This window comes from Streptomyces exfoliatus (genome assembly GCF_000725545.1).
In the GTDB taxonomy this organism is placed as follows: Bacteria; Actinomycetota; Actinomycetes; order Streptomycetales; family Streptomycetaceae; genus Streptomyces; species Streptomyces exfoliatus.
This window is the reverse complement of sequence record NZ_JNZP01000019.1, coordinates 115,295-137,116: the sequence shown is the minus strand read 5'-3', so window position 1 is coordinate 137,116 and position 21,822 is coordinate 115,295. Positions and strand designations below refer to the sequence as shown.

The following is a 21,822-nucleotide window of genomic DNA, read 5'->3' as shown; positions in this document are numbered from 1 at the left end:
CAGAAGCGGTCCTGTCCGGGGGTGCCGAACAGGTACAGGATCAGGTCCTGGTCCAGGGTGATGCGGCCGAAGTCCATGGCGACGGTCGTCGTCGTCTTGCCGCCGGTGTGCGTGAGGTCGTCGATGCCCGCCGAAGCCGACGTCATCACGGCCTCGGTACGCAGCGGGTCGATCTCCGAGACGGCGCCGACGAACGTGGTCTTGCCCACGCCGAATCCGCCCGCCACCACGATCTTCGCGCTGGTGGTCGCCCGTCCCTGAGAACCGGAACCGCCATTAGAGCTTGCGAAGTCCACTGAGCACCCTTTCGAGCAGAGTCACGTCCGGCGTGCCGCCGGTCTCTCCGTTGCCCGGCTGGTGGATCGCCACCATGCCGGCCTCCGCCAGGTCGGCGACGAGGATCCTGGCGACACCGAGCGGCATCGAGAGCAGCGCCGACACCTCGGCCACCGACTTGACCTCACGGCACAGGTGGCAGATCCGCTGATGCTCGGGGAGCAGCGTGGCGAGGTGCGCCGGGTCTGCCGTGGTGCTGACAAGGGCTTCGATGGCGAGCTGGTAGCGCGGCCGGGTCCGGCCGCCGGTCATCGCGTACGGACGCACCAGCGGCTGGTCGCCCTCGTGCCCGTACTCGTCGACTGAGTTGCCGTACGGATCGTGAGAGGCGGGGGGCGGGGTCATGAATCCTCCGGGCGTGACAGCAAACTCTCTGCCGTCTGATGGGGCCGGTGGGGGGCCGGGTGGGGCGGCCGGACGATGAACAACGGTGCGCAGGGCGGTACGGAGGGGCGTACCGCCCTGTCGATCGGTCGTGCGGGGGTTGTCCGGTATGGGGAACCGGCTAGTGCAGCAGGCTGCCCTGGAGCTCCGCGCGGAGGTCCGGGGTGAGGACGCTGCCGGCCCGGTCGACCAGGAGCGCCATCTCGTAGCCCACGAGGCCGATGTCGCACTCGGGGTGGGCGAGTACGGCCAGTGAGGAGCCGTCGGAGACCTGCATGAGGAAGAGGAAGCCGCGCTCCATCTCCACCACGGTCTGTGCGACGGGGCCCCCCTCGAAGATCCGGGACGCGCCCGCGGTCAGCGAGGTCAGTCCGGACGCGACCGCCGCCAGCTGGTCGGCGCGGTCACGGGGGAATCCTTCGGACATGGCGAGCAGGAGTCCGTCGGCGGAGACCACCACCGTGTGCGACACCCCGGGGGTGTTGTCCACGAAATTGGTGATCAACCAGTTCAGGTTCTGCGCCGCCTGGCTCATCGCGTTCAACTAGCGCTCCTGCTGATGGTTCGGACCGAGGTGGTGGTTACCCGTGGTCGAGTTGCCGGCCTGTCGGCCCTGCTGGATGCCGCGGCGCAGATTGGTCAGCCGGCCGCGGACGTCGTCGGGTGCACGCGAGACCTGGGGGCCGGCCGTGTGGGCCTGCTCCTGTGCGGTCCCGGGTACGAGGTTGGCCTTCGGCACACGGCGCGGAAGACCTGAGGTGGTGACACCGCCGGCCGCGGGCTTGCGCACCCGCTCGGCCTGGCGCACCAGCTCGTCGTTGGGCGTGGTCCGCCAGGCGGCCCCGCCGTTCTGCCGGCCGTCGGCGGCCGGGTCACCGGTCTGCCGGGGCGCGGGAGCGGACGGCTGCGACACGACCGGGGTCTGCGTCGTCTGCGCCACGTCAGGGACACGCCCCGCGCCCTGCTGCTGCCAGTTGGTCTCCAGCGAGTCGAACAGCGGCGTACGGCCGTCGCCCGCACCCGCCGGCGGCAGGGCCTCCGGACGGCGCGGCTGCTGGAGCTGCGGGTGACGCGGCTGCGGCGCCTGCTGCTGGACCGGCTCGGGACCCCGGTTCTGACCGCCGAAGTCACCGCCGCCGAAGTCGCCACCGGTCCGCTGTCGCGGAGCCGGCGCCTGCGGGGCCTGCTGCTGCGCCTGCGGTACGAACGGCTGCCGGCCGAACTGCTGCTGGCCGCCCTGGTACCCCTGCGGGGCCTGCTGCTGCCCGCCCTGGTAGCCCTGCGGCTGCTGCTGCGGGGCGTTGAAGTCGGGGCGCGCGAACTGGCCGGTGGAACCGGGACCCTGCGGGGCACCGAAGTCGGGACGCGGGAACTGCGCCGTCGACGCCGGGTCCTGGGCACCGCCCTGGTAGGCCTGCTGGGGCTGCTGCTGAGCCTGCTGCGGGGCCTGCGGGGGCCGGCCCTGCGGCTGCCGCTGCGGGGCGTCGAAGTCGGGACGTGCGAACTGGCCCGTGGAACCGGGACCCTGCGGGGCCCCCGGAGCCGCGAACTGGCCCGTCGTCTCGGCCTCCTCGTGACCGCGCGGAGCGTCCAGCGGGGACATCTCCTGCTGCGGGCGCCGGACCGGCTGCTGCGCCTGGTCGTTGCCCCAGCTCGCGGCCTGCGGGCGCTGCGGCTGGGGGTTGCCCCCCGGCAGCTCGGCGCGCGGGAACTCGTACCCGCCGGAGCGGTTGCCCTGCGGGGCCTGCTGCGGCGAACCGGATCCGGCCTGCGGGCCGGAGGTGTTGCCCCACACGTCCGTACGGGAGGGGATGGCGCTCGCGGCGCCGCCGATGAGACCGCCGCCGGGGCCGGGCCGCAGCGGGTCGTGGCTCTGCGGGGCCTGCGGCAGCTGACCGGTCTGGTCCTGCTGCGCGTTCTGCGGCTGCGGGGTACGGGACTGCGGCGCGCCCTGCGGACCGCCCGCGAGGGGGGCTCCGTCCCGGGCGGGCAGCGCGGCCCGGGGACCGCTCGTACCGACCTGGCCGCGCGGGGCTCCGGTGCCGAGCCGGCCGGCGGTCGCCGACGGCGCGCCCTGGCCCGGACGTCCGCCGGGGCCGCCGGCCGCGCCGGGACCGGCGGGGAGCCGGCCGCCCGGAGCGGAGGAGCCCTGCGGCATCGCGCCCTGGCCGCCGGCACCCGGCTTGGGCATCGGCTTCTTGCCGCCCTGGGCGACGTCGACCGGCAGCATGACGAGCGCGGTGGTGCCGCCCGAGTCGGAGGGGCGCAGCTGGATGCGGATGCCGTGTCGCAGGGACAGGCGGCCGACCACGAAGAGGCCCATGCGGCGGGAGACGGAGACGTCCACGGTGGGCGGCGAGGCGAGCCGCTCGTTGATCGCGGCGAGGTCCTCGGGGGAGAGGCCGATGCCGGTGTCGTGGATCTCGACGAGGACGCGGCCGTCGGGCAGCGCGTGACCGGTGACGCGGACCTTCGTCTGCGGCGAGGAGAACGAGGTGGCGTTCTCGAGCAGCTCGGCGAGGAGGTGCACGAGGTCGTTGACGACCCGGCCGGCGACCTCGGTCGCCGGGACGGAGGACAGCTCGATGCGCTCGTACTGCTCCACCTCGGAGGCGGCGGCGCGCAGGACGTCGACCAGGGGGACCGGACGCGTCCATCGACGGCCCGGCTCCTCACCGGCGAGGACGAGGAGGTTCTCACCGTTACGGCGCATGCGCGTCGCGAGGTGGTCGAGCTTGAAGAGCGAGGACAGCTGGTCCGGGTCGGCCTCGCGGGACTCCAGCTCGGAGATGAGCGAGAGCTGACGCTGGATGAGGCCCTGCGAGCGGCGCGAGAGGTTGGTGAACATCGCGTTGACGTTGCCCCGGAGGAGGGCCTGCTCGGCGGCGAGGCGGACGGCCTCGCGGTGCACGTCGTCGAAGGCCGCGGCCACCTGGCCGATCTCGTCCCGGGAGTGCACACCGACGGACTCGACGGAGGTGTCGACGTCCTGCGGGTCGGACTCGGAGAGCTGCTTGACGAGCTCGGGCAGACGCTCCTGGGCGACCTTGGTCGCGGTGTCCTGGAGCCTGCGCAGCGACCGGATCATGGACCGGGCCACGACGAACGCGCCGATGAGCGAGACGCCGAGGACGAGGAGGATGAGCGCACCGTTGATGATGGCCTCGCGCTGCGACTCCTGCCGCAGCTCACGGGCCATGGTCTCCATGTCGCCGAGCAGACCGCGCTCGATGCGGTTCATGGCGGCGAGCTTGGTGCCGTACTCGTCGGTGAAGTTCAGGTGACCGCGCTTGACGCCGCCCTGCATCGCGTCGTCCATGTTGAGGACGCGCTCGGCGTACTTCTCGGCGGCGGTGATCGAGGGGTTGCCGCTGGTCAGGGACGCGGTGCGCTCGGTGGCGTCACCGCCGGTCGACTCGTAGATCGCCCGGAAGGACTTGAGCTCGACGCCCTCGGAGTTGAGCGCGGCCTCGGCGTAGAGGCGGTCGCCCTGCTGGATCTTCCCGGAGGTCCGGTCGCTCGGGGGCAGCGCGGCCGCGATGATCGCCTGCTGGATGGAGGCGTACTCCTTGGCGGACGAGAACGCGGCGAGCGCGCGGGTCCGCTTGATCATCTCGGGGTTGCTGGTCGCCTGCGCCATGTCCTGGGACAGGCTGAGCAGCGAGCGGATGAGGCGGCTGTAGGCCTCGACCGTCACCGAGTGGGAGACGCCCTTCTCGTAGGCGTTGTCCCGGATCGTCTTGAGCTGGATCACCTGCGAGGCGATCTGGCCGACGTTCTGGCGGATGCTGCGAAGAGCCTCGTCGCTCTCGGTGGCCGGGATGTCCTCGGTGGCCTTGAGGAAGGCCTTGTACTCGATGTCCGTCTTCCGGCGCGGGTTGGCGACCTGGTAGTCGCTGGTCGGCCGGCCGTTGGCCAGCGGGCCCGCGGACAGGTCGCGCTCGGCCTGGAGGGCCTGCGCGAGGTCGGTCGCCTCACGGGTCAGCTTGGTGAGCAGCTGCATGTGGTCGAGCTGTTCCATGTCCTGGAGCGACTCGCTGATGCGGATGCCGCCCAGGGTGGTCGCCGCGACCACGGGGAGCGTGAGCAGTGCGACCAGGCGCGTGGAGATACGCCAGTTGCGCAGGGCTATTCGCGGGCCGGCCGAGTTCTCGGCGGTCCCGGCGTTGTCGGCCTTGTTCTTGGGGGGTGCTTCGGACGGCTCGGCGGAAGTGGCCGCGGCGCTCGTGCGCCTGCCGCCGTCACCGCCTTCGCCGGACGGTCGCTGACCCTGGTTCGGGGTGTGCGAGGCCGAGGGACCGCGGTCGGTCCCGGCACGCGGTTCCTGCTCCGCCGGAGTATCCGCTCGGCCCTGACGGGCCTGGGGAGACCCCGAGCCATCCCTCTTGAAACGTCCCTGCACTAGCGTCGCAACCTCTGGACCAGGCGTCCTTCCGGATGAACGGAGAGGACGGTGTCGGCGTCAATCGGGGGGCGGTGGGCCCCCCAGGTGGTCGTCGGTGACCGGCGCAGTTCCCCCTTCCCCGCCACTCGGCCGGCGCTGCGTTGCGCCCCCTGCGCGCCGGCTTGAAACCCGCGGCGGTGCGTGGAATTCCAGCACAGTGCCGGACCTCCAACAAGAGCCGCGTGTCGCGCCACGAGGGTCATGACAACCCGTGCGCGTCCTGTCACCGCATGTAGAAGATGATCACGGAGGATTGGGACTTTTCCTCTCCAATGACTGCGCGTACCCGTGTGTCCCAGTCGCGATGATCAGGAGCGGAATAGAACATTCAGTGGCGGAATGTCCCTTTCCGTGACGAGGATCGACCGTCCGTAATGCCAGGAATGTCCGGGCAGTGGTGAGCAAACTCACACGCTGATCGATGTCTTAGCCATGCATTCGAAGGGAATCGCATGTTTAGCCTGACGCTTTACACCACCTCGCGCCCGTACGCGGCGCCCGTTCCGGAACAAGGTCAGATCACCGCGATGAAGACGACGACGCCGACGCCCGGCACCACGGCCAACCCCCGCCGTTCCACCCTCGTCCACCTCACGGACGCCGCAGAACTCGGCCGCGGCGCGCAGCCGGAGTACGCGCTCGCGCTGCCCACCCGGACCGCCAACCCCCGCCGCACGATCCTCATGCAGCCCCCGGCGCCGTACCAGCCGGAGCCGTACGCCTCCGCGTCGCGCTGATTTCGCAGGTCGGCCGCCCCCGCCGCGTTAGCCTGGAGCGTCAGACTCCAGCCAGTACCAAGTGAGGGGCGACAGCACTCGTGCGCATCGCCAGATTCTCCATCGACGGCAATGTGGCCTTCGGCGCCGTCGAGGGTGAGGGCACCGTCGAATCAGGCGGCCTCGTCCTCGACATCATCAAGGGCATCCCGTACACCGACTTCGAGCTCAGCGGCACCAAGGTCCCGCTGAGCAAGGTACGGCTCCTGCCGCCCGTGCTCCCCAACAAGGTCGTGGCCATCGGCCGCAACTACGCGGAGCACGCCGCCGAACTCGGCAACGAGGTCCCCGACGTCCCCGTCGCCTTCTTCAAGCCCACCACCTCGGTGATCGGCCCCGGCGACGTCATCGAGTACCCCTCCTTCTCCAACGAGCTGCACCACGAGGCCGAACTGGCCGTGGTCATCGGCCGTATGTGCCGCGAGGTGCCCCGCGAGCGCGTGAAGGACGTCGTCTTCGGCTACACCTGCGCCAACGACGTCACCGCCCGCGACGCCCAGAAGCGCGAGAAGCAGTGGGCCCGCGCCAAGGGTTTCGACACCTCCTGCCCCCTGGGGCCCTGGGTGGAGACCGACCTGACCCTCGCCGCCGCCGGCGACCTGACCATCCAGGCCACGGTCAACGGCGAACAGCGCCAGCTGGGTCGGACGAGCGACATGATCCGCTCCATCGAGGACCTGGTCGTCCACATCACCGAGGCCATGACGCTGCTCCCCGGCGACGTCATCCTCACCGGCACCCCCGCCGGGGTCGGCCCCCTCAACGTCGGCGACGAGGTCGCCGTCACCATCGAAGGCATCGGCACTCTCACCAATAAGGTGATCAAGCGTGGCTAACGCGAACATCCGCGTCCGTTTCTGTCCCTCGCCGACCGGCAACCCCCACGTGGGCCTGGTCCGCACCGCCCTCTTCAACTGGGCCTTCGCCCGGCACAACGAGGGCACCATGGTCTTCCGCATCGAGGACACCGACGCCGCCCGCGACTCCGAGGAGTCGTACGAGCAGCTGCTCGACTCCCTGAAGTGGCTCGGCCTCGACTGGGACGAGGGCCCGGAGGTCGGCGGCCCGCACGCGCCGTACCGCCAGTCGCAGCGGATGGACATCTACAAGGACGTCGCCGAGAAGCTGCTCGCCGGCGGCCACGCGTACCACTGCTTCTGCACCGCCGTGGAGCTCGAGGCCCGCCGCGACGCCGCCCGCCTGGCCGGCAAGCCCTCGGGTTACGACGGCACCTGCCGCAACCTGAGCGCCGAGCGCATCGAGCGCTACCGCGCCGAGGGCCGCGACTCCATCGTCCGCTTCAAGATGCCGGACGAGCCCATCACCTTCACGGACCTGGTCCGCGGCGAGCTCACCTTCACCCCGGACAACGTCCCGGACTACGGCATCGTGCGCGCCAACGGCGCCCCGCTGTACACCCTGGTCAACCCGGTCGACGACGCCCTGATGGAGATCACCCACGTCCTGCGCGGCGAGGACCTGCTCTCCTCCACCCCGCGCCAGATCGCGCTCTACAAGGCGCTGATCGAGCTGGGCGTCGCCAAGGAGATCCCCTCCTTCGGACACCTGCCGTACGTGATGGGCGAGGGCAACAAGAAGCTGTCCAAGCGCGACCCCGAGGCCTCCCTCAACCTCTACCGGGAGCGCGGCTTCCTCCGCGAGGGCCTGCTGAACTACCTCTCCCTCCTCGGCTGGTCGTTCTCGGCGGACCAGGACATCTTCACCATCGAGCAGATGGTGTCGAAGTTCGACATCGCCGACGTCAACGCCAACCCGGCGCGCTTCGACCTCAAGAAGGCCGAGTCGATCAACGCGGACCACATCCGCATGCTCGACGTGAAGACCTTCGCCGAGGCCTGCGAGCCCTGGCTGAAGGCCCCGCACGCCAACTGGGCGCCCGAGGACTTCGACCGTGCCGCCTGGGAGGCCATCGCGCCGCACGCCCAGACCCGTATGACGGTCCTCTCGGAGATCACGGCCAACGTCGACTTCCTCTTCCTCCCCGAGCCGGTCTTCGACCAGCCCTCGTGGGACAAGGCGATGAAGGGCGAGCCGGCCGCGCTGCTCACCACGGCCCGCGAGAAGCTCGTGGACGCCGACTGGAGCGACCCCGAGTCCCTCAAGAACGCGGTCCTGGCCGCCGGCGAGGCCCACGGCCTCAAGCTCGGCAAGGCCCAGGCCCCGGTCCGCGTCGCGGTCACCGGCCGCACGGTCGGCCTGCCGCTCTTCGAGTCCATGGAGATCCTGGGCAAGGAGAAGTCCCTGACCCGCATCGACGCGGCCCTGGCGAAGCTCGCCGCGTAACCGCGCGCCGTACGCCACGGGGGCGCCGGCCGGAGGACCTCCGGCCGGCGCCCCCGTTGTCGTACCCGGGTCCTAGGGTCGGCCCATGTTCATGACACCCCCTGACTACACGCTCTGGTTCACGCCGGGAGCCGTCGTCCCGACCAGGGACAAGAAAGACGCCGTCTTCGGCGTGCGGGACGTGGGGGAGCTGGAGCTGCCCACCGGCCGGCTCGTCGCCTGCGACCCGATCGTCCACCTCTGCGACGACGACGAGCGGCCCGAGCCCTTCACCGTCACGGTCCCGCCCGGCCGCTACCGGGTGCAGACCGCGGAGGCGTCCTTCACGTACCCCTACGACCACACCGTGAACGCAGCCGCCCGCCTGGTGATCCGCGACACTCCGGTGGCCCGCTGGGAGCCCGCCCTGGTCCCCGGCGAGGACGCCCCCGAGGACGACTACTTCGGCTACGGCGTGGACGCCGGAGTCGGCTGCTTCGTCGATCCGGCCGCCCACCACTCCTTCCCCGGCACCGACGACGAGACCGGCGTGATCTGGGAGGGCCTGGACGACAGCCCGTCCGGACCGACCGCGTTCATCGGCGAGGGTGAGAGCGGCCACACCGTCGCCGTGTTCGGCTCCGGCTGGGGCGACGGCCTCTACGCGACCTGGATCGGCCGCGACGCCGAGGGCGAGGTCGTCTGCTTCGTCACCGACTTCCGTCCCTTCCGCTTCACCCGGATCGCATGAAACCGCTCCCGGCACGCCCGCGCCCGGCGGTACCGTCGTCCCATGGCCATCCGCGCCGTCCTCTGGGACATCGACGACACCCTCTTCGACTACGCGAGCGCCGACCGGGCCGGCATGCGGGCCCACCTCGCCGCCGAGGGTCTCCTGGGGGCGTACGAGTCCGTCGAGGACGCCCTGCGCCGCTGGAAGGAGCTCACGGAGCTGCACTGGCGGCGGTTCGAGGCGGCGGGCGGCACCTTCCAGGACCAGCGGCGCCACCGCGTCCGGGACTTCCTCGGGGCACCCGGGCTCACCGACGCCCAGGCCGACGACTGGTTCGGCCGGTACGTGGTCCACTACGAGGCCGCCTGGGAGCTCTTCCCCGACGCCGTCCCCGTCCTCGACCTGCTCGCCGCCGACTACCGGCACGCGGTCCTGTCGAACTCCAGCATCCACGCCCAGGAGCCCAAGCTCCGCGCGCTGGGCCTGAGCGACCGCTTCGAGGCCGTCCTCTGCGCCGCCGAGCTCGGCACCGCCAAGCCCGCCCCCGAGGCCTTCCACGCGGCCTGCGCGGCCCTGAACCTCGCCCCGCACGAGATCGTGTACGTGGGGGACCAGCCCGACATCGACGCCCGCGGCGCCCACGAGGCCGGGCTGCGGGGGGTGTGGCTGGACCGCTCCGCGACGGGCGGCAGGCCGGAGCTCGACCGGATCACCGACCTCCACCAGCTCCCCGCCCTGCTCCGCGGGGATACCCGTTTTGGAGCACCGTCCACCTTCGGGTAATGTTCTTCCTGCGCCGAGGGGAACAAGCCGAAAGGCAAAAGCCCACAAAGCGCAAGCCGAGCAAGATCCTCCCTGGTGGGGACGTTGCCCCGGTGGCCTATGGTGTAATTGGCAGCACGACGGTTTCTGGTTCCGTTAGTCTTGGTTCGAGTCCAGGTAGGCCAGCTCGCAGAGCTCATCTGCAAACTCGTGGATGGCATCCACAAAGCCCCCGTTGTGTAGCGGCCTAGCACGCCGCCCTCTCAAGGCGGTAGCGCCGGTTCGAATCCGGTCGGGGGTACAGATCCTTCCCGCGGGATCACCTGGGTCGCACCCGGTGAACTCGATGCAGGATCGCTAGGGCCCCCGTTGTGTAGCGGCCTAGCACGCCGCCCTCTCAAGGCGGTAGCGCCGGTTCGAATCCGGTCGGGGGTACGGTTTAACCGCCATGGCCTATGGTGTAATTGGCAACACTACGGTTTCTGGTACCGTCATTCTTGGTTCGAGTCCAGGTAGGCCAGCTCGCAGAGCTCATCTGCACCGCGGATCTGATCCGCAAGGCCCCCGTTGTGTAGCGGCCTAGCACGCCGCCCTCTCAAGGCGGTAGCGCCGGTTCGAATCCGGTCGGGGGTACAAGACGAAGAAGCCCTTCCCTTCGGGGGAGGGCTTCTTCGCTGTTTCCCGTCCGGAGACAGACACAACTCCGGCCCACCGCTGCGGCGTTGAAGCGGTGGGCCGGGGACGAACAGGGGGAGAGGGAGAGCGTCAGCCAGTGCGTCGGAGCGCCTCGGAGAGGCGGGCGGCGGCGTCGATGACCGCCTGGGCGTGCATGCGGCCCGGGTGGCGCGTCAGACGCTCGATGGGTCCGGAGACCGAGACGGCCGCCACCACGCGGTTCGACGGGCCGCGCACGGGCGCGGAGACGGACGCCACGCCCGGCTCCCGCTCACCGATCGACTGGGCCCAGCCGCGGCGCCGTACGCCCGACAGGGCCGTCGCCGTGAAGCGGGCGCCCTGGAGGCCGCGGTGGAGGCGCTCGGGCTCCTCCCAGGCCATCAGGATCTGCGCCGACGAGCCCGCCTTCATCGTCAGCGTCGAGCCGACCGGGACGGTGTCCCGCAGGCCCGAGAGACGCTCGGCCGCCGCCACGCAGATGCGCATGTCGCCCTGCCGGCGGTAGAGCTGGGCGCTCTCGCCGGTGACATCGCGCAGATGGGTCAGTACCGGGCCCGCGGTCGCGAGCAGACGGTCCTCGCCGGCCGCGGCGGCGAGCTCCGCGAGGCGCGGTCCGAGGATGAACCGGCCCTGCATGTCACGCGCCACCATCCGGTGGTGTTCCAGTGCCACGGCGAGACGATGTGCCGTGGGTCGTGCGAGTCCCGTCGCCGCGACCAGTCCTGCGAGGGTGGCCGGACCGGACTCCAGGGCGCTCAGGACAAGGGCTGCCTTGTCGAGAACGCCTACGCCGCTAGAGTTGTCCATGCAACGATATTCGCGTCTCACTCTGTGAAACGCAAGTTCAATTTCCTGCGGAACTTGTCACTCTGGTGAGGCGGCCGCACAACGGCCCGCGAAACGGGTCTCTAGTTGTGCCGGCGTAGACGTCGGCCGGAGGGAAAGCGATGGGTAGGACACTCGCGGAGAAGGTCTGGGACGACCATGTCGTCCGGCGCGCCGAGGGCGAGCCCGACCTCCTCTTCATCGATCTGCACCTGCTGCACGAGGTGACCAGCCCGCAGGCCTTCGACGGCCTCCGCCAGAACGGCCGGCAGGTGCGGCGCCTCGACCTCACCATCGCCACCGAGGACCACAACACCCCGACCCTCGACATCGACAAGCCGATCGCCGACCCGGTCTCCCGCGCGCAGCTGGAGACCCTCCGCAAGAACTGTGCGGAGTTCGGCGTCCGCCTGCACCCGCTGGGCGACGTCGAGCAGGGCGTCGTCCACGTGGTGGGACCGCAGCTGGGCCTGACCCAGCCCGGCACCACCGTCGTCTGCGGCGACTCGCACACCTCCACGCACGGCGCCTTCGGTGCCCTGGCCTTCGGCATCGGCACCAGCCAGGTCGAGCACGTGCTCGCCACCCAGACGCTCCCGCTGGCCCGCCCCAAGACCATGGCGATCACGATCGACGGCGAGCTGCCCGAGGACGTCACCGCCAAGGACCTGATCCTGGCGATCATCACCAAGATCGGCACCGGCGGCGGCCAGGGCTACATCCTGGAGTACCGGGGCTCCGCCATCGAGAAACTCTCGATGGAGTCCCGGATGACCATCTGCAACATGTCGATCGAGGCCGGCGCCCGCGCGGGCATGATCGCCCCCGACGAGACCACCTTCGCCTACCTCAAGGGCCGCGACCACGCCCCCGAGGGCGAGGACTGGGACGCCGCCGTCGCGTACTGGAAGACCCTCAAGTCCGACGAGGACGCGGTCTTCGACGCCGAGGTCGTCATCGACGCCGCCTCGCTGGCTCCGTTCGTCACCTGGGGCACCAACCCCGGCCAGGGCGCGCCGCTTTCGGCGAACGTCCCCGACCCGGCTTCGTACGAAGACGCTTCGGAGCGCCTCGCCGCCGAAAAGGCCCTGGAATACATGGGGTTGACCGCCGGACAGCCGCTGCGCGACATCAGGGTCGACACCGTCTTCGTAGGCTCCTGCACCAACGGCCGCATCGAGGACCTGCGCAACGCCGCCGGACTCCTGCAGGGCCGCAAGGTCGCCGACGGCGTCCGCATGCTGGTCGTCCCCGGCTCCGTCCGGGTCGCCCTGCAGGCCGTCGAGGAGGGCCTGGACAAGGTCTTCAAGGAGGCCGGCGCCGAATGGCGGCACGCGGGCTGCTCGATGTGTCTGGGCATGAACCCCGACCAACTGGCTCCCGGTGAGCGCTCCGCGTCCACCTCCAACCGCAACTTCGAGGGCCGGCAGGGCAAGGGCGGCCGGACGCACCTGGTCTCCCCGCAGGTCGCAGCCGCCACCGCCGTCCTGGGCCATCTGGCCTCCCCGGCCGATCTGTCCGACGTCGCCACCACCGCGGGGGTCTGAGGAACCATGGAAGCTTTCACCACGCACACCGGCCGGGCCGTCCCGCTGCGCCGCAGCAACGTCGACACCGACCAGATCATCCCGGCGCACTGGCTCAAGAAGGTCACCCGCGACGGCTTCGAGGACGGGCTCTTCGAGGCCTGGCGCAAGGACTCCGAGTTCATCCTCAACCGCCCCGAGCGGCAGGGTGCCTCGGTCCTGGTCGCCGGCCCCGACTTCGGCACCGGCTCCTCCCGTGAGCACGCCGTCTGGGCGCTCCAGAACTACGGCTTCCAGACGGTCATCTCCGCCCGCTTCGCCGACATCTTCCGCGGCAACTCGCTGAAGAACGGCCTGCTGACCGTGGTCCTGCCGCAGGAGACGGTGGACGCGCTCTGGGAGCTGACCGAGGCCGACCCCACCGCCGAGATCACCGTCGACCTGGAGCAGCGCAAGGTCCTGGCCGCCGGGATCGACGCCGACTTCGAGCTCGACGAGAACGCCCGCTGGCGGCTCCTGAACGGACTCGACGACATCAGCCTCACCCTTCAGAACGAAGCCGACATCGCGGCCTACGAGGCGGCGCGACCGGCCCACAAGCCCCGTACAATTACGGTCTGAGCAGCGCTTTTCCAAGACTGCGCCCCCCACCGCCCGGTGGGGGGCGCAGTCGCTTGTTGAGACCCTGTCGGGCGACAACTCGCCCTAGATGGCACAATCGGTGCATGGAACGCGACAGCCAACTCGAGCTCTACGAGGCAGTCGCCGCCCGATTGAAGGAAGCGCACACAAGAGTGCGCTCACTGCAAGTCCCGGAGGGCGTAAGGATGGCGCTGTCCCGGAAGCTGCTGGTCGTGACGGCCGCGGCGAAGCACGATCTCAAGGACGCGGCAGCGCGTCTGGACCGGTTGATGAAGGACCTCGACGAGGGCCGATTCCCAGAGGACGACTGACACCAGGAACTCCGCAACGGCTCTTCCGCGTTGCGGCACTAGGGTGATTAGCCCGTTTCGTGTTTGATTTGCGGTATATACATGCCTAACGTGCGAAAAAGCTTGAACACTTTCGTTCTGGCAATGTCTCCGAAGGGGAAGACGTGAACAAGGCGCAGCTCGTAGAAGCGATTGCCGACAAGATGGGCGGTCGCCAGCAGGCCGCCGAAGCCGTCGACCACGTGCTCGACGCCATCGTGCGCGCCGTGGTCGGGGGCGACCGGGTCTCGGTGACGGGTTTCGGCTCGTTCGAGAAGGTCGACCGTCCGGCCCGCTACGCCCGCAACCCGCAGACGGGTGAGCGGGTGCGGGTCAAGAAGACCTCTGTTCCGCGCTTCCGTGCCGGTCAGGGCTTCAAGGACCTGGTCAGCGGCTCGAAGAAGCTCCCCAAGGGCGGCGAGGTCTCCGTCAAGAAGGCCCCCAAGGGCAGCCTCACCGGTGGCGCCTCCGCGACCGTGAAGAAGGCCGCCGCGAAGAAGGCCACCACCGCCAAGAAGGCCGCCGCGAAGAAGGCGACCCCGGCGAAGAAGACCACCACCGCGGCGGCCGCGAAGAAGGCGACCCCCGCGAAGAAGACCACCACCGCGGCGGCCGCGAAGAAGGCGACCCCCGCGAAGAAGGCCACGACGACCGCGGCGAAGAAGACCGCGAACGGCGCCGCCAAGAAGGCCACCACGGCCGCCGCCGCCAAGAAGGCGACCAAGGCCGCCGCCAAGAAGACCGCGCCGGCCGCGAAGAAGGCCACGGCGACGAAGGCGCCCGCGAAGAAGACGACGGCGCGCAAGACGACCGCCAAGAAGACCGCCGCCAAGAAGTAGGACGAGCGGTTCCGATCCGCCGGGCCGGGCTCCCCTCGGGGAGCCCGGCCCGCGGCGCGTTCTGAAGCGGCGCGTCCTGAAAGTGCGGAAGAGGAGCGGAAAGGGGCCGCTCAGAAGGTCTGGAGCGTCACCAGGGTGATCCGCAGGCCGGCCCCCGACGTGCCGGGCTCCGCCTCGATCCGCACCCGCTGCCCCGGCCGCAGCAGGCGCAGCCCGCCCGCCTCGAAGGCCTCCGCCCCGAACTCCACGGGGGTGCCGTCGTCGAGCAGCACACTGCCGCTGCGGGTCTCGGGGTCGTACGTGAACGCGGTCGCCTGCATGGACCGCAGCCTATCCGGCCGCCGACAGCCAACGGGCGGCCGTCCGCGGGCCGAGTCCCAGCGACCCGGCCGCCGCGAGATCCTCACCGGTGTCCACGTCCCGGCGTACGGAATCGACCCCGGCGAGCGTGATTTCCACCGCGCCCGACGACAAATGCCGGAGTCTCGACGGACCTCCGAATGCCGGTTCCAATTCCACCCCGGGACCCGCCGAGAGGAATGTCGTACCGATTTCGGCGGCGTCCGCGAGAAATGCGCGCGGAAATTTCCTGGCCGCGTCCAGGACCCGGGTCAGCTCCTCGGGCCGCAGCGCCGGCAGATCCGCGTTGAGCGCCGCCACCCGCGCGTGCGGCCGCCGGGACCGCACGGCGCGGACCCCGTGCGCGAGGGCCGCGTTGAGTCCCGCCGCCGGGGTGTCCGGCACGATGCGCGCACCCAGGGCCGCGAGGGCCGCCGAGGCGGCGGGATCGTCCGTGACCACCGCCACATCCCGTACCCGCGGGCAGTTGAGGACCGCCCCCACGGTGTCCTCCGCGAAGGCCAGCGCGAGCCACGGACGCAGCCGGGCCCCGGCCGCCGCGGCCAGTCTGCTCTTCGCCAGGGCCAGCGGCTTCAGCGGTACGACAAGGGACCAGGCGTCGTCCGCTCCGGTGCGCGGTGGGTTCATCGGGCTCGTCGGGCTCATCGGGGCCCATTCTGTCCCGCCCACGCGGTCCCGCGGAGGGCCCGGGGCGTACGGTGTCACTCGACAGAGCAGGAGCATGGGGCGACACTTGACCCCCTGCCAGCCAGTCCCGGAGAAAGGTGTCCGAGTGCCCCGCCGCAGAATCGGCTTCTGGTACCGCCTCGCGGCGGTCATCGCCAAACCCCCCCTGGTGGTTCTGTTCAAGCGGGACTGGCGCGGTATGGAGCACATTCCGGCCGACGGTGGATTCATCACCGCGGTCAACCACAACTCCTACCTGGACCCGCTGTCGTACGCGCATTACCAGTACAACACCGGCCGCGTCCCGCGCCTCCTGGCCAAGGCGGCCCTCTTCAAGGCGCCCTTCGTCGGCATGATGCTGCGGGGAACCGGACAGATCCCCGTCTACCGCGAGACGACCAACGCGCTCGACGCGTTCCGTGCCGCCGTCGACGCCATCGAGCGCGGCGAGTGCGTCGCCTTCTACCCCGAAGGCACCCTGACCCGCGACCCCGACATGTGGCCCATGGCGGGCAAGACCGGTGCCGCGCGCGTCGCGCTGCTCACCAAGGTCCCCGTCATCCCGGTGGCCCAGTGGGGCGCCAACCTGGCGATGCCGCCGTACGCCAAGGAGAACAAGCTCAGCCTGTTCCCCCGCAAGACGCTGATCGTGCAGGCCGGTCCGCCCGTCGACCTCTCCCGTTTCTACGGCCTGGAGCCGACGCCCGACGTGCTCCGCGAGGCGACCGAGGTCATCATGGCCGCCATCACCGCCCTCCTGGAGCAGATCCGCGGCGAGCAGGCGCCCGCCGCACCGTACGACCACCGCAAGGCGCGTCTCGAGCAGCGGCGCAAGACCACAGAGGGAGGCGCCAAGTGACCAAGGCCGCCGTCTTCGGCAACGGATCCTGGGGCACCGCCTTCGCCATGGTGCTGGCCGACGCGGGCTGCGAGGTGAGCCTCTGGGGCCGCCGCGCCGAACTCGCCAAGGAGATCAACGCCTCCCGCACCAACCCCGACTACCTGCCGGGCGTCGAACTCCCGCGGCGGATCACGGCCACCGCGGACCCGGCGGAGGCCGCCGCGGACGCCGACTTCACCGTCCTCGTCGTCCCCTCGCAGACCCTGCGCGGCAACCTCGCCGCCTGGAAGCCGCTGCTGGCCCCGGACACCGTCCTCGTCTCCCTCATGAAGGGCGTCGAACTCGGCACCGCCGAGCGGATGAGCGAGGTCGTCATGGAGGTCGCGGACGTGCCCGCCGAGCGCGTGGCCGTCCTCACCGGACCCAACCTGGCCCTGGAGATCGCCTCCCGGCAGCCCGCCGCCGCCGTCGTCGCCTGTGTCGACGAGTCGGTCGCGCAGCGGTTCCAGACCGCCTGCCTGACCCCGTACTTCCGCCCGTACACCAACACCGACGTCGTCGGCTGCGAGCTCGGCGGCGCGGTCAAGAACGTCATCGGGCTCGCCGTCGGCATCGCCAACGGCATGGGACTCGGCGACAACTCCAAGGCCACGCTCATCACCCGCGGCCTCGCCGAGACCACCCGCCTCGGCCTCGCCATGGGCGCCGACCCGCTCACCTTCTCCGGCCTCGCGGGCCTCGGCGACCTGGTGGCCACCTGCTCCTCGCCGCTCTCCCGGAACAACACCTTCGGCACCAACCTGGGCCGCGGAATGACCCTCCAGGAGACCATCGCGGCCACCAAGCAGACCGCAGAGGGCGTCAAGTCCTGCGAGTCCGTGCTCGATCTGGCCCGCCGCCACGGCGTCGACATGCCCATCACCGAGACCGTCGTCTCGATCGTCCACGAGGGCAAGCCGCCGGTCGTCGCCCTCAAGGAGCTGATGTCCCGCAGCGCCAAGTCCGAGCGCCGCTGACCGCGCCGGCCGCCGCACCGGCGGCGCTGCGCCGTACGCGCGGGACGGCGGCGGTGCGCTCAGGAGTTCGGGAGTCGCAAGGTACGCTCATCGCGATATGAGCGAGAACACCCAGAGCCCCCGCAAGCCGCGCGTGGCCGTCGTCTTCGGCGGACGCAGCTCCGAGCACGCCATCTCCGTCGTCACGGCGGGCGCCGTCCTGAGCGCCATCGACCGGGACAAGTACGACGTGCTGCCCATCGGCATCACGACGGACGGGCGCTGGGCGCTCACCGCCGACGCCCCCGAGCGCATGGCCATCGCCGACCGCGCCCTGCCGAACGTCGCCGACCTGGCCGAGTCCGAGGAGGGCGGCGTCGTCCTCTCCGTCGACCCGGCCAACCGCGAGGTCGTGCTCAGCGAGCCGGGGTCCGTCCCCAGGGCCCTGGGCGAGGTCGACGTGGTCTTCCCGATGCTCCACGGCCCGTACGGCGAGGACGGCACTCTCCAGGGCCTCCTGGAGCTCTCCGGCGTCCCCTACGTCGGCGCGGGCGTCCTCGCCTCCGCCGTCGGCCAGGACAAGGAATACATGAAGCGGGTCTTCGTCTCCTTCGGCCTCCCGGTCGGCCCGTACGAGGTCATCCGGCCGCGCGAGTGGGACCAGAACCCGGCCGCCGCCCGCAAGAAGATCGTCGAGTTCGCCGCCGAGCACGGCTGGCCGCTCTTCGTGAAGCCGGCCCGCGGCGGCTCGTCCATGGGCATCACCAAGGTCGACGACCTCTCCGGCCTCGACGAGGCCATCGAGGAGGCCCGCCGCCACGACCCCAAGATCCTCGTCGAGTCGCTGCTGCGCGGCCGCGAGATCGAGTGCGGCGTCCTGGAGTTCGAGGACGGTCCGCGCGCCAGCGTGCCGGCCGAGATCCCGCCGGTCACCGACCACGACTTCTACGACTTCGAGGCCAAGTACATCGACTCGGCCTCCGGCATCGTCCCCGCCCCGATCGGCGACGAGGCCACCGCCGAGATCCAGCGCCTGGCCGTCGCCGCCTACGAGGCGGTCTCCTGCGAGGGCCTGGTCCGCGCCGACTTCTTCCTCACCGAGGACGGCGACTTCGTCATCAACGAGATCAACACCATGCCGGGCTTCACGCCCATCTCCATGTACCCGCGCATGTGGCAGGAGAGCGGCGTGAGCTACCCCGAGCTCGTCGACCGGCTCATCCAGGCCGCGCTGACCCGCTCCACGGGCCTGCGCTGACCGGACCGGACCCGGAAAGACCGTGCCCCGGCCTCTCAGAGGCTCGGCGGCACGGTCTTCCGCACGGAAGCGGCGAGCTCGGCGAGCGGCGTCACGTCGTGCGCGAAGCGCTCGTCCATCGTGACCTCCACGTATGTCTTCCGGTACGTCGAGGTGAAGCGGGGTCCGCCGCCCTCCGGGTGCTCCAGCATCCAGTTCACGCCGTCCGCCTCGACGCCCTGCGCCTTGGGATCGCTCATCTTTTCGGGCCGGGGCACCCCGCAGCGCAGTACGATCGCACCGTCACCCCAGCCGGCGGTCAACTCGGAGCCGGGCTCCGGGTCACTCCGCTCGAGACCCGCCACGGTGTCGGGAAGCTCCTTCGCCAGCGCCTGGCAGAAGGCGGCCTCCGACGCCGGCGGGCTTGGAACCACGACGGACGCCGCGGCGTCCGTCGAGGAGCAGCCGGCGGCGGCCAGCAGCAGAACGGCGGCCGACACGGCGGCGGGCAGGCCGAAGGGCCGGTGGGAAGACATCACCGGCCAAGCGTAGACGGGGGCTACAGATGAACGACCGGGCAGGTGAGGGTGCGCGTGATGCCGTCCACTTGCTGGACCTTGGCGACCACCATGCGGCCGAGATCGTCCACCGTGTCCGCCTGCGCGCGCACGATGACGTCGTACGGACCGGTCACGTCTTCGGCCTGGAGCACCCCCGGGATCTTGGAGATGGTGTCGGCGACGATCGACGCCTTGCCCACCTCGGTCTGGATGAGGATGTACGCCTGAACCACGGAACCTCCAGGGCGACCACGAGGATCTTGTGGGAGAAAGGGACGCCACGGTACCGCGTCGCCGCGGGCCACGGGGAGACCCGCGTGTCCCGAGGCGTTGTCGGGGTGGCGTACGCAGGACAGAAGTTGACGGCCTACTTGACGGTACCCAGCACGGTGACGGCCCGCGACCCGCGGCGCGAGACCACGCGCCCCCGCCCGCCGGCCGGCACGAAGACACGAGGTGAGACGCGGTGAAGGGCACAGTCGGAGAGCTGGGCGAGTTCGGGCTCATCAGAGAGCTCACGTCCCGGCTCACCTCCACCCCGGCGGTACGGATCGGGCCCGGCGACGACGCCGCGGTCGTCTCCGCCCCCGACCGGCGCGTGGTGGCCAGCACGGACATCCTCCTCGAAGGACGTCACTTCCGCCGTGACTGGTCGACGGCGTACGACGTCGGCCGCAAGGCCGCCGCACAGAACCTCGCCGACATCGCCGCCATGGGCGCGGTCCCCACCGCACTCCTCCTCGGCCTGGTCGTCCCCGCCGAACTCCCCGTCACCTGGGCCACCGAACTCATGGACGGCCTGCGCGACGAATGTCAGGTCGCGGGCGCGGCGGTGGTCGGCGGCGACGTCGTCCGCGGCGACACGATCATGGTCTCCATCACCGCCCTCGGCGACCTGCGCAACCACGACCCGGTCACCCGGGGCGGCGCCCAGCCCGGCGACGTCGTCGCCTACACCGGCTGGCTCGGCTGGTCCGCCGCCGGCTACGCGGTCCTGTCCCGCGGCTTCCGCTCCCCGCGCGCCTTCGTCGAGGCCCACCGCAGGCCCGAACCGCCGTACCACGCGGGCCCCGCGGCCGCCGGCCTGGGCGCCACCGCCATGTGCGACGTCAGCGACGGACTCATCGCCGACCTGGGGCACATCGCCGAGGCCAGCAAGGTCCGCATCGACCTGCGCTCGGGGCTCATCGACATCCCGACCCAGATGAACGACATCGGGCAGGCCGTGGGCGTGGACCCGATGCAGTGGGTGCTCACCGGGGGCGAGGACCACGCCATCGTGGCCACCTTCCCGCCGGACGTGAAGCTCCCCGCCCGCTGGAAGGTCATCGGAGAGGTCCTCAACCCCTCCGCGCTGCCCCAGGTCACCGTGGACGGCGCGCCCTGGCACACCGTGGGCGGCTGGGACCACTTCGGGGAGACGGAGTGACCTCCCGGCCCCCGCTGGTGCTGACCGTCGCCGGATCCGACTCCGGCGGCGGCGCCGGCGTCCAGGCCGACCTGAAGACGATGCTCGCGCTCGGCGTCCACGGCATGAGCGTGCTCACCGCCGTCACCGCCCAGAACTCGCGGGGCGTCCAGGGAGTCTGGGAGCTGCCGGTGGAGGCCGTACGCGCCCAGTACCGGGCCGTCGTCGACGACATCGGCGTCCAGGCGGTCAAGACCGGCATGCTGGCCACGTCTGCGCTCGTGGAGACCGTCGCGGAGCTGCTCGCGGACACGGCCGCCCCGGTCGTCGTGGACCCGGTCGGCGTCTCCAAGCACGGGGACCCGCTGCTCGCCGAGACGGCGCTCGACTCCGTACGCGGGAAGCTGCTGCCGAGGGCGACGGTCGCCACCCCCAACCTGGACGAGGTGGCGCAGCTCACAGGCGTGCACGTGGTCTACGAGAGCGACATGCGGACCGCGGCCGAGGCGATCCTGTCGTACGGGCCGCGCTGGGTCCTGATCAAGGGCGGGCACCTGCCCACCGGCCGGGAGGCCGTGGACCTGCTCACGGACGGCTCGGAGGAGCACTGGCTGCGCGCCCCGCGCCTCGACAACCGGCACACCCACGGGACGGGCTGCACGCTCGCCTCGGCGATCGCCTCCGGGCTCGCCAGGGGGCTCGCGGTGCCGGAGGCGGTGCGGGAGGCCAAGGAGTACGTGACCGGGGCCATAGGCGCCGGGTTCGCGCTGGGGTCGGGCATCGGCCCGGTCGACCACGGCTGGCGGTTCCGGGCCTGAGGGCGCGGAGGGGCCTCGATGGGGACCATGATCGTTTCAGGGCAAGGCAAAAGGCCGGTTCACCGAGGTGAACCGGCCTTTCAAGGCAACCGCAGGGGCTGCGCTACGACAGAACGTCGCGATTAGCGCGAGACCTTGCCGGCCTTGATGCACGAGGTGCAGACGTTGAGCCGCTTCGGCGTCCGACCGACCACGGCACGCACGCGCTGGATGTTCGGGTTCCAGCGACGGGACGTACGGCGGTGCGAGTGCGAAATGTTGTTGCCGAAGCCCGGCCCCTTGCCGCAGACGTCGCAGTTGGCAGCCACGGGTCACTCCAAAAGCTTCAGGATTTACAGTGAATTCCGGCGCACCGGAATCAGGAGTCTGAAGTGGCTTGCCGG

At 70.8% G+C, this 21,822-nt stretch carries 24 protein-coding genes and 5 tRNA genes; 19 read left to right on the top strand and 10 right to left on the bottom strand.

Features of this window, described 5'->3' with window-relative positions; all coding sequences use genetic code 11:
- The 4 genes from IO20_RS36815 to IO20_RS0123755 all read right to left on the bottom strand — a co-directional run.
- The coding region (locus tag IO20_RS36815; RefSeq protein WP_037629057.1) for a GTP-binding protein at positions 1-296 on the bottom strand (296 nt) is incomplete at its 3' end.
- Positions 277-681 carry a DUF742 domain-containing protein gene (locus tag IO20_RS0123765; protein ID WP_030206207.1) on the bottom strand — a complete coding sequence of 135 codons (405 nt, stop codon included), beginning with the start codon at positions 679-681 and terminating at the stop codon, positions 277-279. The genes IO20_RS36815 and IO20_RS0123765, both read right to left, overlap by 20 nt.
- Before the next feature lie 160 nt (positions 682-841).
- Entirely contained in the window at positions 842-1,255 is a 414-nt protein-coding gene (locus IO20_RS0123760; protein WP_015036421.1) for a roadblock/LC7 domain-containing protein, read from the bottom strand.
- A gap of 9 nt (positions 1,256-1,264) precedes the next feature.
- Positions 1,265-5,122: a sensor histidine kinase gene (locus tag IO20_RS0123755; RefSeq protein ID WP_030551103.1), complete on the bottom strand. Its 3,858-nt coding sequence runs from the start codon at positions 5,120-5,122 to the stop codon at positions 1,265-1,267.
- Between the two features lie 569 nt (positions 5,123-5,691).
- Here IO20_RS0123755 and IO20_RS0123750 point away from each other — a divergent pair.
- The 10 genes from IO20_RS0123750 to IO20_RS0123705 all read left to right on the top strand — a co-directional run bounded on the left by IO20_RS0123750 (position 5,692) and on the right by IO20_RS0123705 (position 10,351).
- The gene (locus IO20_RS0123750) at positions 5,692-5,901 is read left to right on the top strand and encodes a hypothetical protein (RefSeq protein WP_030551101.1); all 210 of its coding nucleotides are present in this window, start codon (positions 5,692-5,694) and stop codon (positions 5,899-5,901) included.
- Positions 5,902-5,981: 80 nt separating this feature from the next.
- Positions 5,982-6,776, top strand: a complete 795-nt coding sequence (locus IO20_RS0123745) for a fumarylacetoacetate hydrolase family protein (RefSeq protein ID WP_030551100.1) — start codon at positions 5,982-5,984, stop codon at positions 6,774-6,776.
- The gene (gene gltX, locus IO20_RS0123740; RefSeq protein ID WP_030551099.1) at positions 6,769-8,244 is read left to right on the top strand and encodes a glutamate--tRNA ligase; all 1,476 of its coding nucleotides are present in this window, start codon (positions 6,769-6,771) and stop codon (positions 8,242-8,244) included. Before IO20_RS0123745 ends, gltX begins: the two co-directional genes overlap by 8 nt.
- Before the next feature lie 85 nt (positions 8,245-8,329).
- Positions 8,330-8,974 (top strand): DUF4241 domain-containing protein, encoded by a 645-nt coding sequence (locus tag IO20_RS0123735; RefSeq protein WP_030551098.1) that lies wholly within the window; start codon positions 8,330-8,332, stop codon positions 8,972-8,974.
- A gap of 42 nt (positions 8,975-9,016) precedes the next feature.
- The gene (locus IO20_RS0123730; protein ID WP_030551097.1) at positions 9,017-9,739 is read left to right on the top strand and encodes an HAD family hydrolase; all 723 of its coding nucleotides are present in this window, start codon (positions 9,017-9,019) and stop codon (positions 9,737-9,739) included.
- Positions 9,740-9,832: 93 nt separating this feature from the next.
- A tRNA-Gln gene (locus IO20_RS0123725) sits at positions 9,833-9,904 on the top strand.
- Between the two features lie 42 nt (positions 9,905-9,946).
- Positions 9,947-10,019: transfer RNA gene (locus IO20_RS0123720), tRNA-Glu, on the top strand.
- Positions 10,020-10,080: 61 nt separating this feature from the next.
- Positions 10,081-10,153: transfer RNA gene (locus IO20_RS0123715), tRNA-Glu, on the top strand.
- Between the two features lie 14 nt (positions 10,154-10,167).
- Positions 10,168-10,239, top strand: a tRNA-Gln gene (locus tag IO20_RS0123710).
- A gap of 39 nt (positions 10,240-10,278) precedes the next feature.
- Positions 10,279-10,351, top strand: a tRNA-Glu gene (locus IO20_RS0123705).
- A gap of 132 nt (positions 10,352-10,483) precedes the next feature.
- On the opposite strand, the gene ndgR is transcribed toward IO20_RS0123705, so the two are convergent.
- Positions 10,484-11,200: an IclR family transcriptional regulator NdgR gene (gene ndgR, locus IO20_RS0123700; RefSeq protein ID WP_015036427.1), complete on the bottom strand. Its 717-nt coding sequence runs from the start codon at positions 11,198-11,200 to the stop codon at positions 10,484-10,486.
- Positions 11,201-11,340: 140 nt separating this feature from the next.
- Here ndgR and leuC point away from each other — a divergent pair, with 140 nt between their 5' ends.
- The 4 genes from leuC (at position 11,341) to IO20_RS0123680 (ending at position 14,554) form a co-directional block, all read left to right on the top strand.
- Entirely contained in the window at positions 11,341-12,765 is a 1,425-nt protein-coding gene (gene leuC / locus IO20_RS0123695) for a 3-isopropylmalate dehydratase large subunit (RefSeq protein WP_030551096.1), read from the top strand.
- A 6-nt stretch (positions 12,766-12,771) separates the two neighbouring features.
- Positions 12,772-13,365: a 3-isopropylmalate dehydratase small subunit gene (gene leuD / locus IO20_RS0123690; RefSeq protein WP_030206236.1), complete on the top strand. Its 594-nt coding sequence runs from the start codon at positions 12,772-12,774 to the stop codon at positions 13,363-13,365.
- A gap of 104 nt (positions 13,366-13,469) precedes the next feature.
- The gene (locus IO20_RS0123685) at positions 13,470-13,697 is read left to right on the top strand and encodes an SCO5555 family protein (RefSeq protein WP_030206244.1); all 228 of its coding nucleotides are present in this window, start codon (positions 13,470-13,472) and stop codon (positions 13,695-13,697) included.
- 143 nt (positions 13,698-13,840) lie between these two features.
- On the top strand, positions 13,841-14,554 hold the full coding sequence (locus tag IO20_RS0123680) for an HU family DNA-binding protein (RefSeq protein ID WP_030551093.1): 714 nt from the start codon (positions 13,841-13,843) through the stop codon (positions 14,552-14,554).
- Between the two features lie 110 nt (positions 14,555-14,664).
- On the opposite strand, the gene IO20_RS0123675 is transcribed toward IO20_RS0123680, so the two are convergent.
- Positions 14,665-14,874, bottom strand: a complete 210-nt coding sequence (locus IO20_RS0123675; RefSeq protein ID WP_030551092.1) for a hypothetical protein — start codon at positions 14,872-14,874, stop codon at positions 14,665-14,667.
- A gap of 10 nt (positions 14,875-14,884) precedes the next feature.
- Positions 14,885-15,559 (bottom strand): 2-phospho-L-lactate guanylyltransferase, encoded by a 675-nt coding sequence (gene cofC, locus IO20_RS0123670; protein ID WP_245685017.1) that lies wholly within the window; start codon positions 15,557-15,559, stop codon positions 14,885-14,887.
- 127 nt (positions 15,560-15,686) lie between these two features.
- Here cofC and IO20_RS0123665 point away from each other — a divergent pair, with 127 nt between their 5' ends.
- The 3 genes from IO20_RS0123665 (at position 15,687) to IO20_RS0123655 (ending at position 18,674) form a co-directional block, all read left to right on the top strand.
- A complete protein-coding gene (locus IO20_RS0123665) occupies positions 15,687-16,439 on the top strand; it encodes a lysophospholipid acyltransferase family protein (protein WP_030551088.1) in 753 nt (250 codons plus the stop codon).
- The gene (locus IO20_RS0123660) at positions 16,436-17,437 is read left to right on the top strand and encodes an NAD(P)H-dependent glycerol-3-phosphate dehydrogenase (protein ID WP_030206261.1); all 1,002 of its coding nucleotides are present in this window, start codon (positions 16,436-16,438) and stop codon (positions 17,435-17,437) included. Before IO20_RS0123665 ends, IO20_RS0123660 begins: the two co-directional genes overlap by 4 nt.
- A gap of 97 nt (positions 17,438-17,534) precedes the next feature.
- Complete coding sequence (locus IO20_RS0123655; RefSeq protein WP_030551085.1) at positions 17,535-18,674, top strand: D-alanine--D-alanine ligase family protein; 1,140 nt, start codon at positions 17,535-17,537, stop codon at positions 18,672-18,674.
- Between the two features lie 35 nt (positions 18,675-18,709).
- On the opposite strand, the gene IO20_RS0123650 is transcribed toward IO20_RS0123655, so the two are convergent.
- Both IO20_RS0123650 and IO20_RS0123645 read right to left on the bottom strand, forming a co-directional pair.
- The gene (locus tag IO20_RS0123650; protein ID WP_030551083.1) at positions 18,710-19,189 is read right to left on the bottom strand and encodes a DUF3515 domain-containing protein; all 480 of its coding nucleotides are present in this window, start codon (positions 19,187-19,189) and stop codon (positions 18,710-18,712) included.
- Positions 19,190-19,212: 23 nt separating this feature from the next.
- Positions 19,213-19,446: an Lrp/AsnC family transcriptional regulator gene (locus IO20_RS0123645; protein WP_030551081.1), complete on the bottom strand. Its 234-nt coding sequence runs from the start codon at positions 19,444-19,446 to the stop codon at positions 19,213-19,215.
- A gap of 233 nt (positions 19,447-19,679) precedes the next feature.
- Here IO20_RS0123645 and IO20_RS0123640 point away from each other — a divergent pair, with 233 nt between their 5' ends.
- Together IO20_RS0123640 and thiD are read left to right on the top strand one after the other, a co-directional pair.
- Positions 19,680-20,642 (top strand): thiamine-phosphate kinase, encoded by a 963-nt coding sequence (locus tag IO20_RS0123640; RefSeq protein WP_030206271.1) that lies wholly within the window; start codon positions 19,680-19,682, stop codon positions 20,640-20,642.
- A complete protein-coding gene (gene thiD / locus IO20_RS0123635; protein ID WP_030551079.1) occupies positions 20,639-21,439 on the top strand; it encodes a bifunctional hydroxymethylpyrimidine kinase/phosphomethylpyrimidine kinase in 801 nt (266 codons plus the stop codon). Before IO20_RS0123640 ends, thiD begins: the two co-directional genes overlap by 4 nt.
- 122 nt (positions 21,440-21,561) lie before the next feature.
- Here thiD and rpmB read toward each other — a convergent pair whose 3' ends face one another.
- Complete coding sequence (rpmB, locus tag IO20_RS0123630) at positions 21,562-21,747, bottom strand: 50S ribosomal protein L28 (RefSeq protein ID WP_003957616.1); 186 nt, start codon at positions 21,745-21,747, stop codon at positions 21,562-21,564.
- Positions 21,748-21,822: the final 75 nt, after the last annotated feature.

What these genes read in the sequence shown, in the direction of transcription:
- IO20_RS0123675 (WP_030551092.1), bottom strand. Translation starts at nt 14,874, where the DNA reads ATGCAGGCGACCGCGTTCACGTACGACCCCGAGACCCGCAGCGGCAGT.
- IO20_RS0123750 (WP_030551101.1), top strand. Translation starts at nt 5,692, where the DNA reads ATGAAGACGACGACGCCGACGCCCGGCACCACGGCCAACCCCCGCCGT.
- IO20_RS0123685 (WP_030206244.1), top strand. Translation starts at nt 13,470, where the DNA reads ATGGAACGCGACAGCCAACTCGAGCTCTACGAGGCAGTCGCCGCCCGA.
- ndgR (WP_015036427.1), bottom strand. Translation starts at nt 11,200, where the DNA reads ATGGACAACTCTAGCGGCGTAGGCGTTCTCGACAAGGCAGCCCTTGTC.
- IO20_RS0123735 (WP_030551098.1), top strand. Translation starts at nt 8,330, where the DNA reads ATGTTCATGACACCCCCTGACTACACGCTCTGGTTCACGCCGGGAGCC.
- leuC (WP_030551096.1), top strand. Translation starts at nt 11,341, where the DNA reads ATGGGTAGGACACTCGCGGAGAAGGTCTGGGACGACCATGTCGTCCGG.
- cofC (WP_245685017.1), bottom strand. Translation starts at nt 15,559, where the DNA reads ATGAGCCCGACGAGCCCGATGAACCCACCGCGCACCGGAGCGGACGAC.
- IO20_RS0123765 (WP_030206207.1), bottom strand. Translation starts at nt 681, where the DNA reads ATGACCCCGCCCCCCGCCTCTCACGATCCGTACGGCAACTCAGTCGAC.
- IO20_RS0123650 (WP_030551083.1), bottom strand. Translation starts at nt 19,189, where the DNA reads ATGTCTTCCCACCGGCCCTTCGGCCTGCCCGCCGCCGTGTCGGCCGCC.
- leuD (WP_030206236.1), top strand. Translation starts at nt 12,772, where the DNA reads ATGGAAGCTTTCACCACGCACACCGGCCGGGCCGTCCCGCTGCGCCGC.
- IO20_RS0123760 (WP_015036421.1), bottom strand. Translation starts at nt 1,255, where the DNA reads ATGAGCCAGGCGGCGCAGAACCTGAACTGGTTGATCACCAATTTCGTG.
- IO20_RS0123655 (WP_030551085.1), top strand. Translation starts at nt 17,535, where the DNA reads ATGAGCGAGAACACCCAGAGCCCCCGCAAGCCGCGCGTGGCCGTCGTC.
- IO20_RS0123730 (WP_030551097.1), top strand. Translation starts at nt 9,017, where the DNA reads ATGGCCATCCGCGCCGTCCTCTGGGACATCGACGACACCCTCTTCGAC.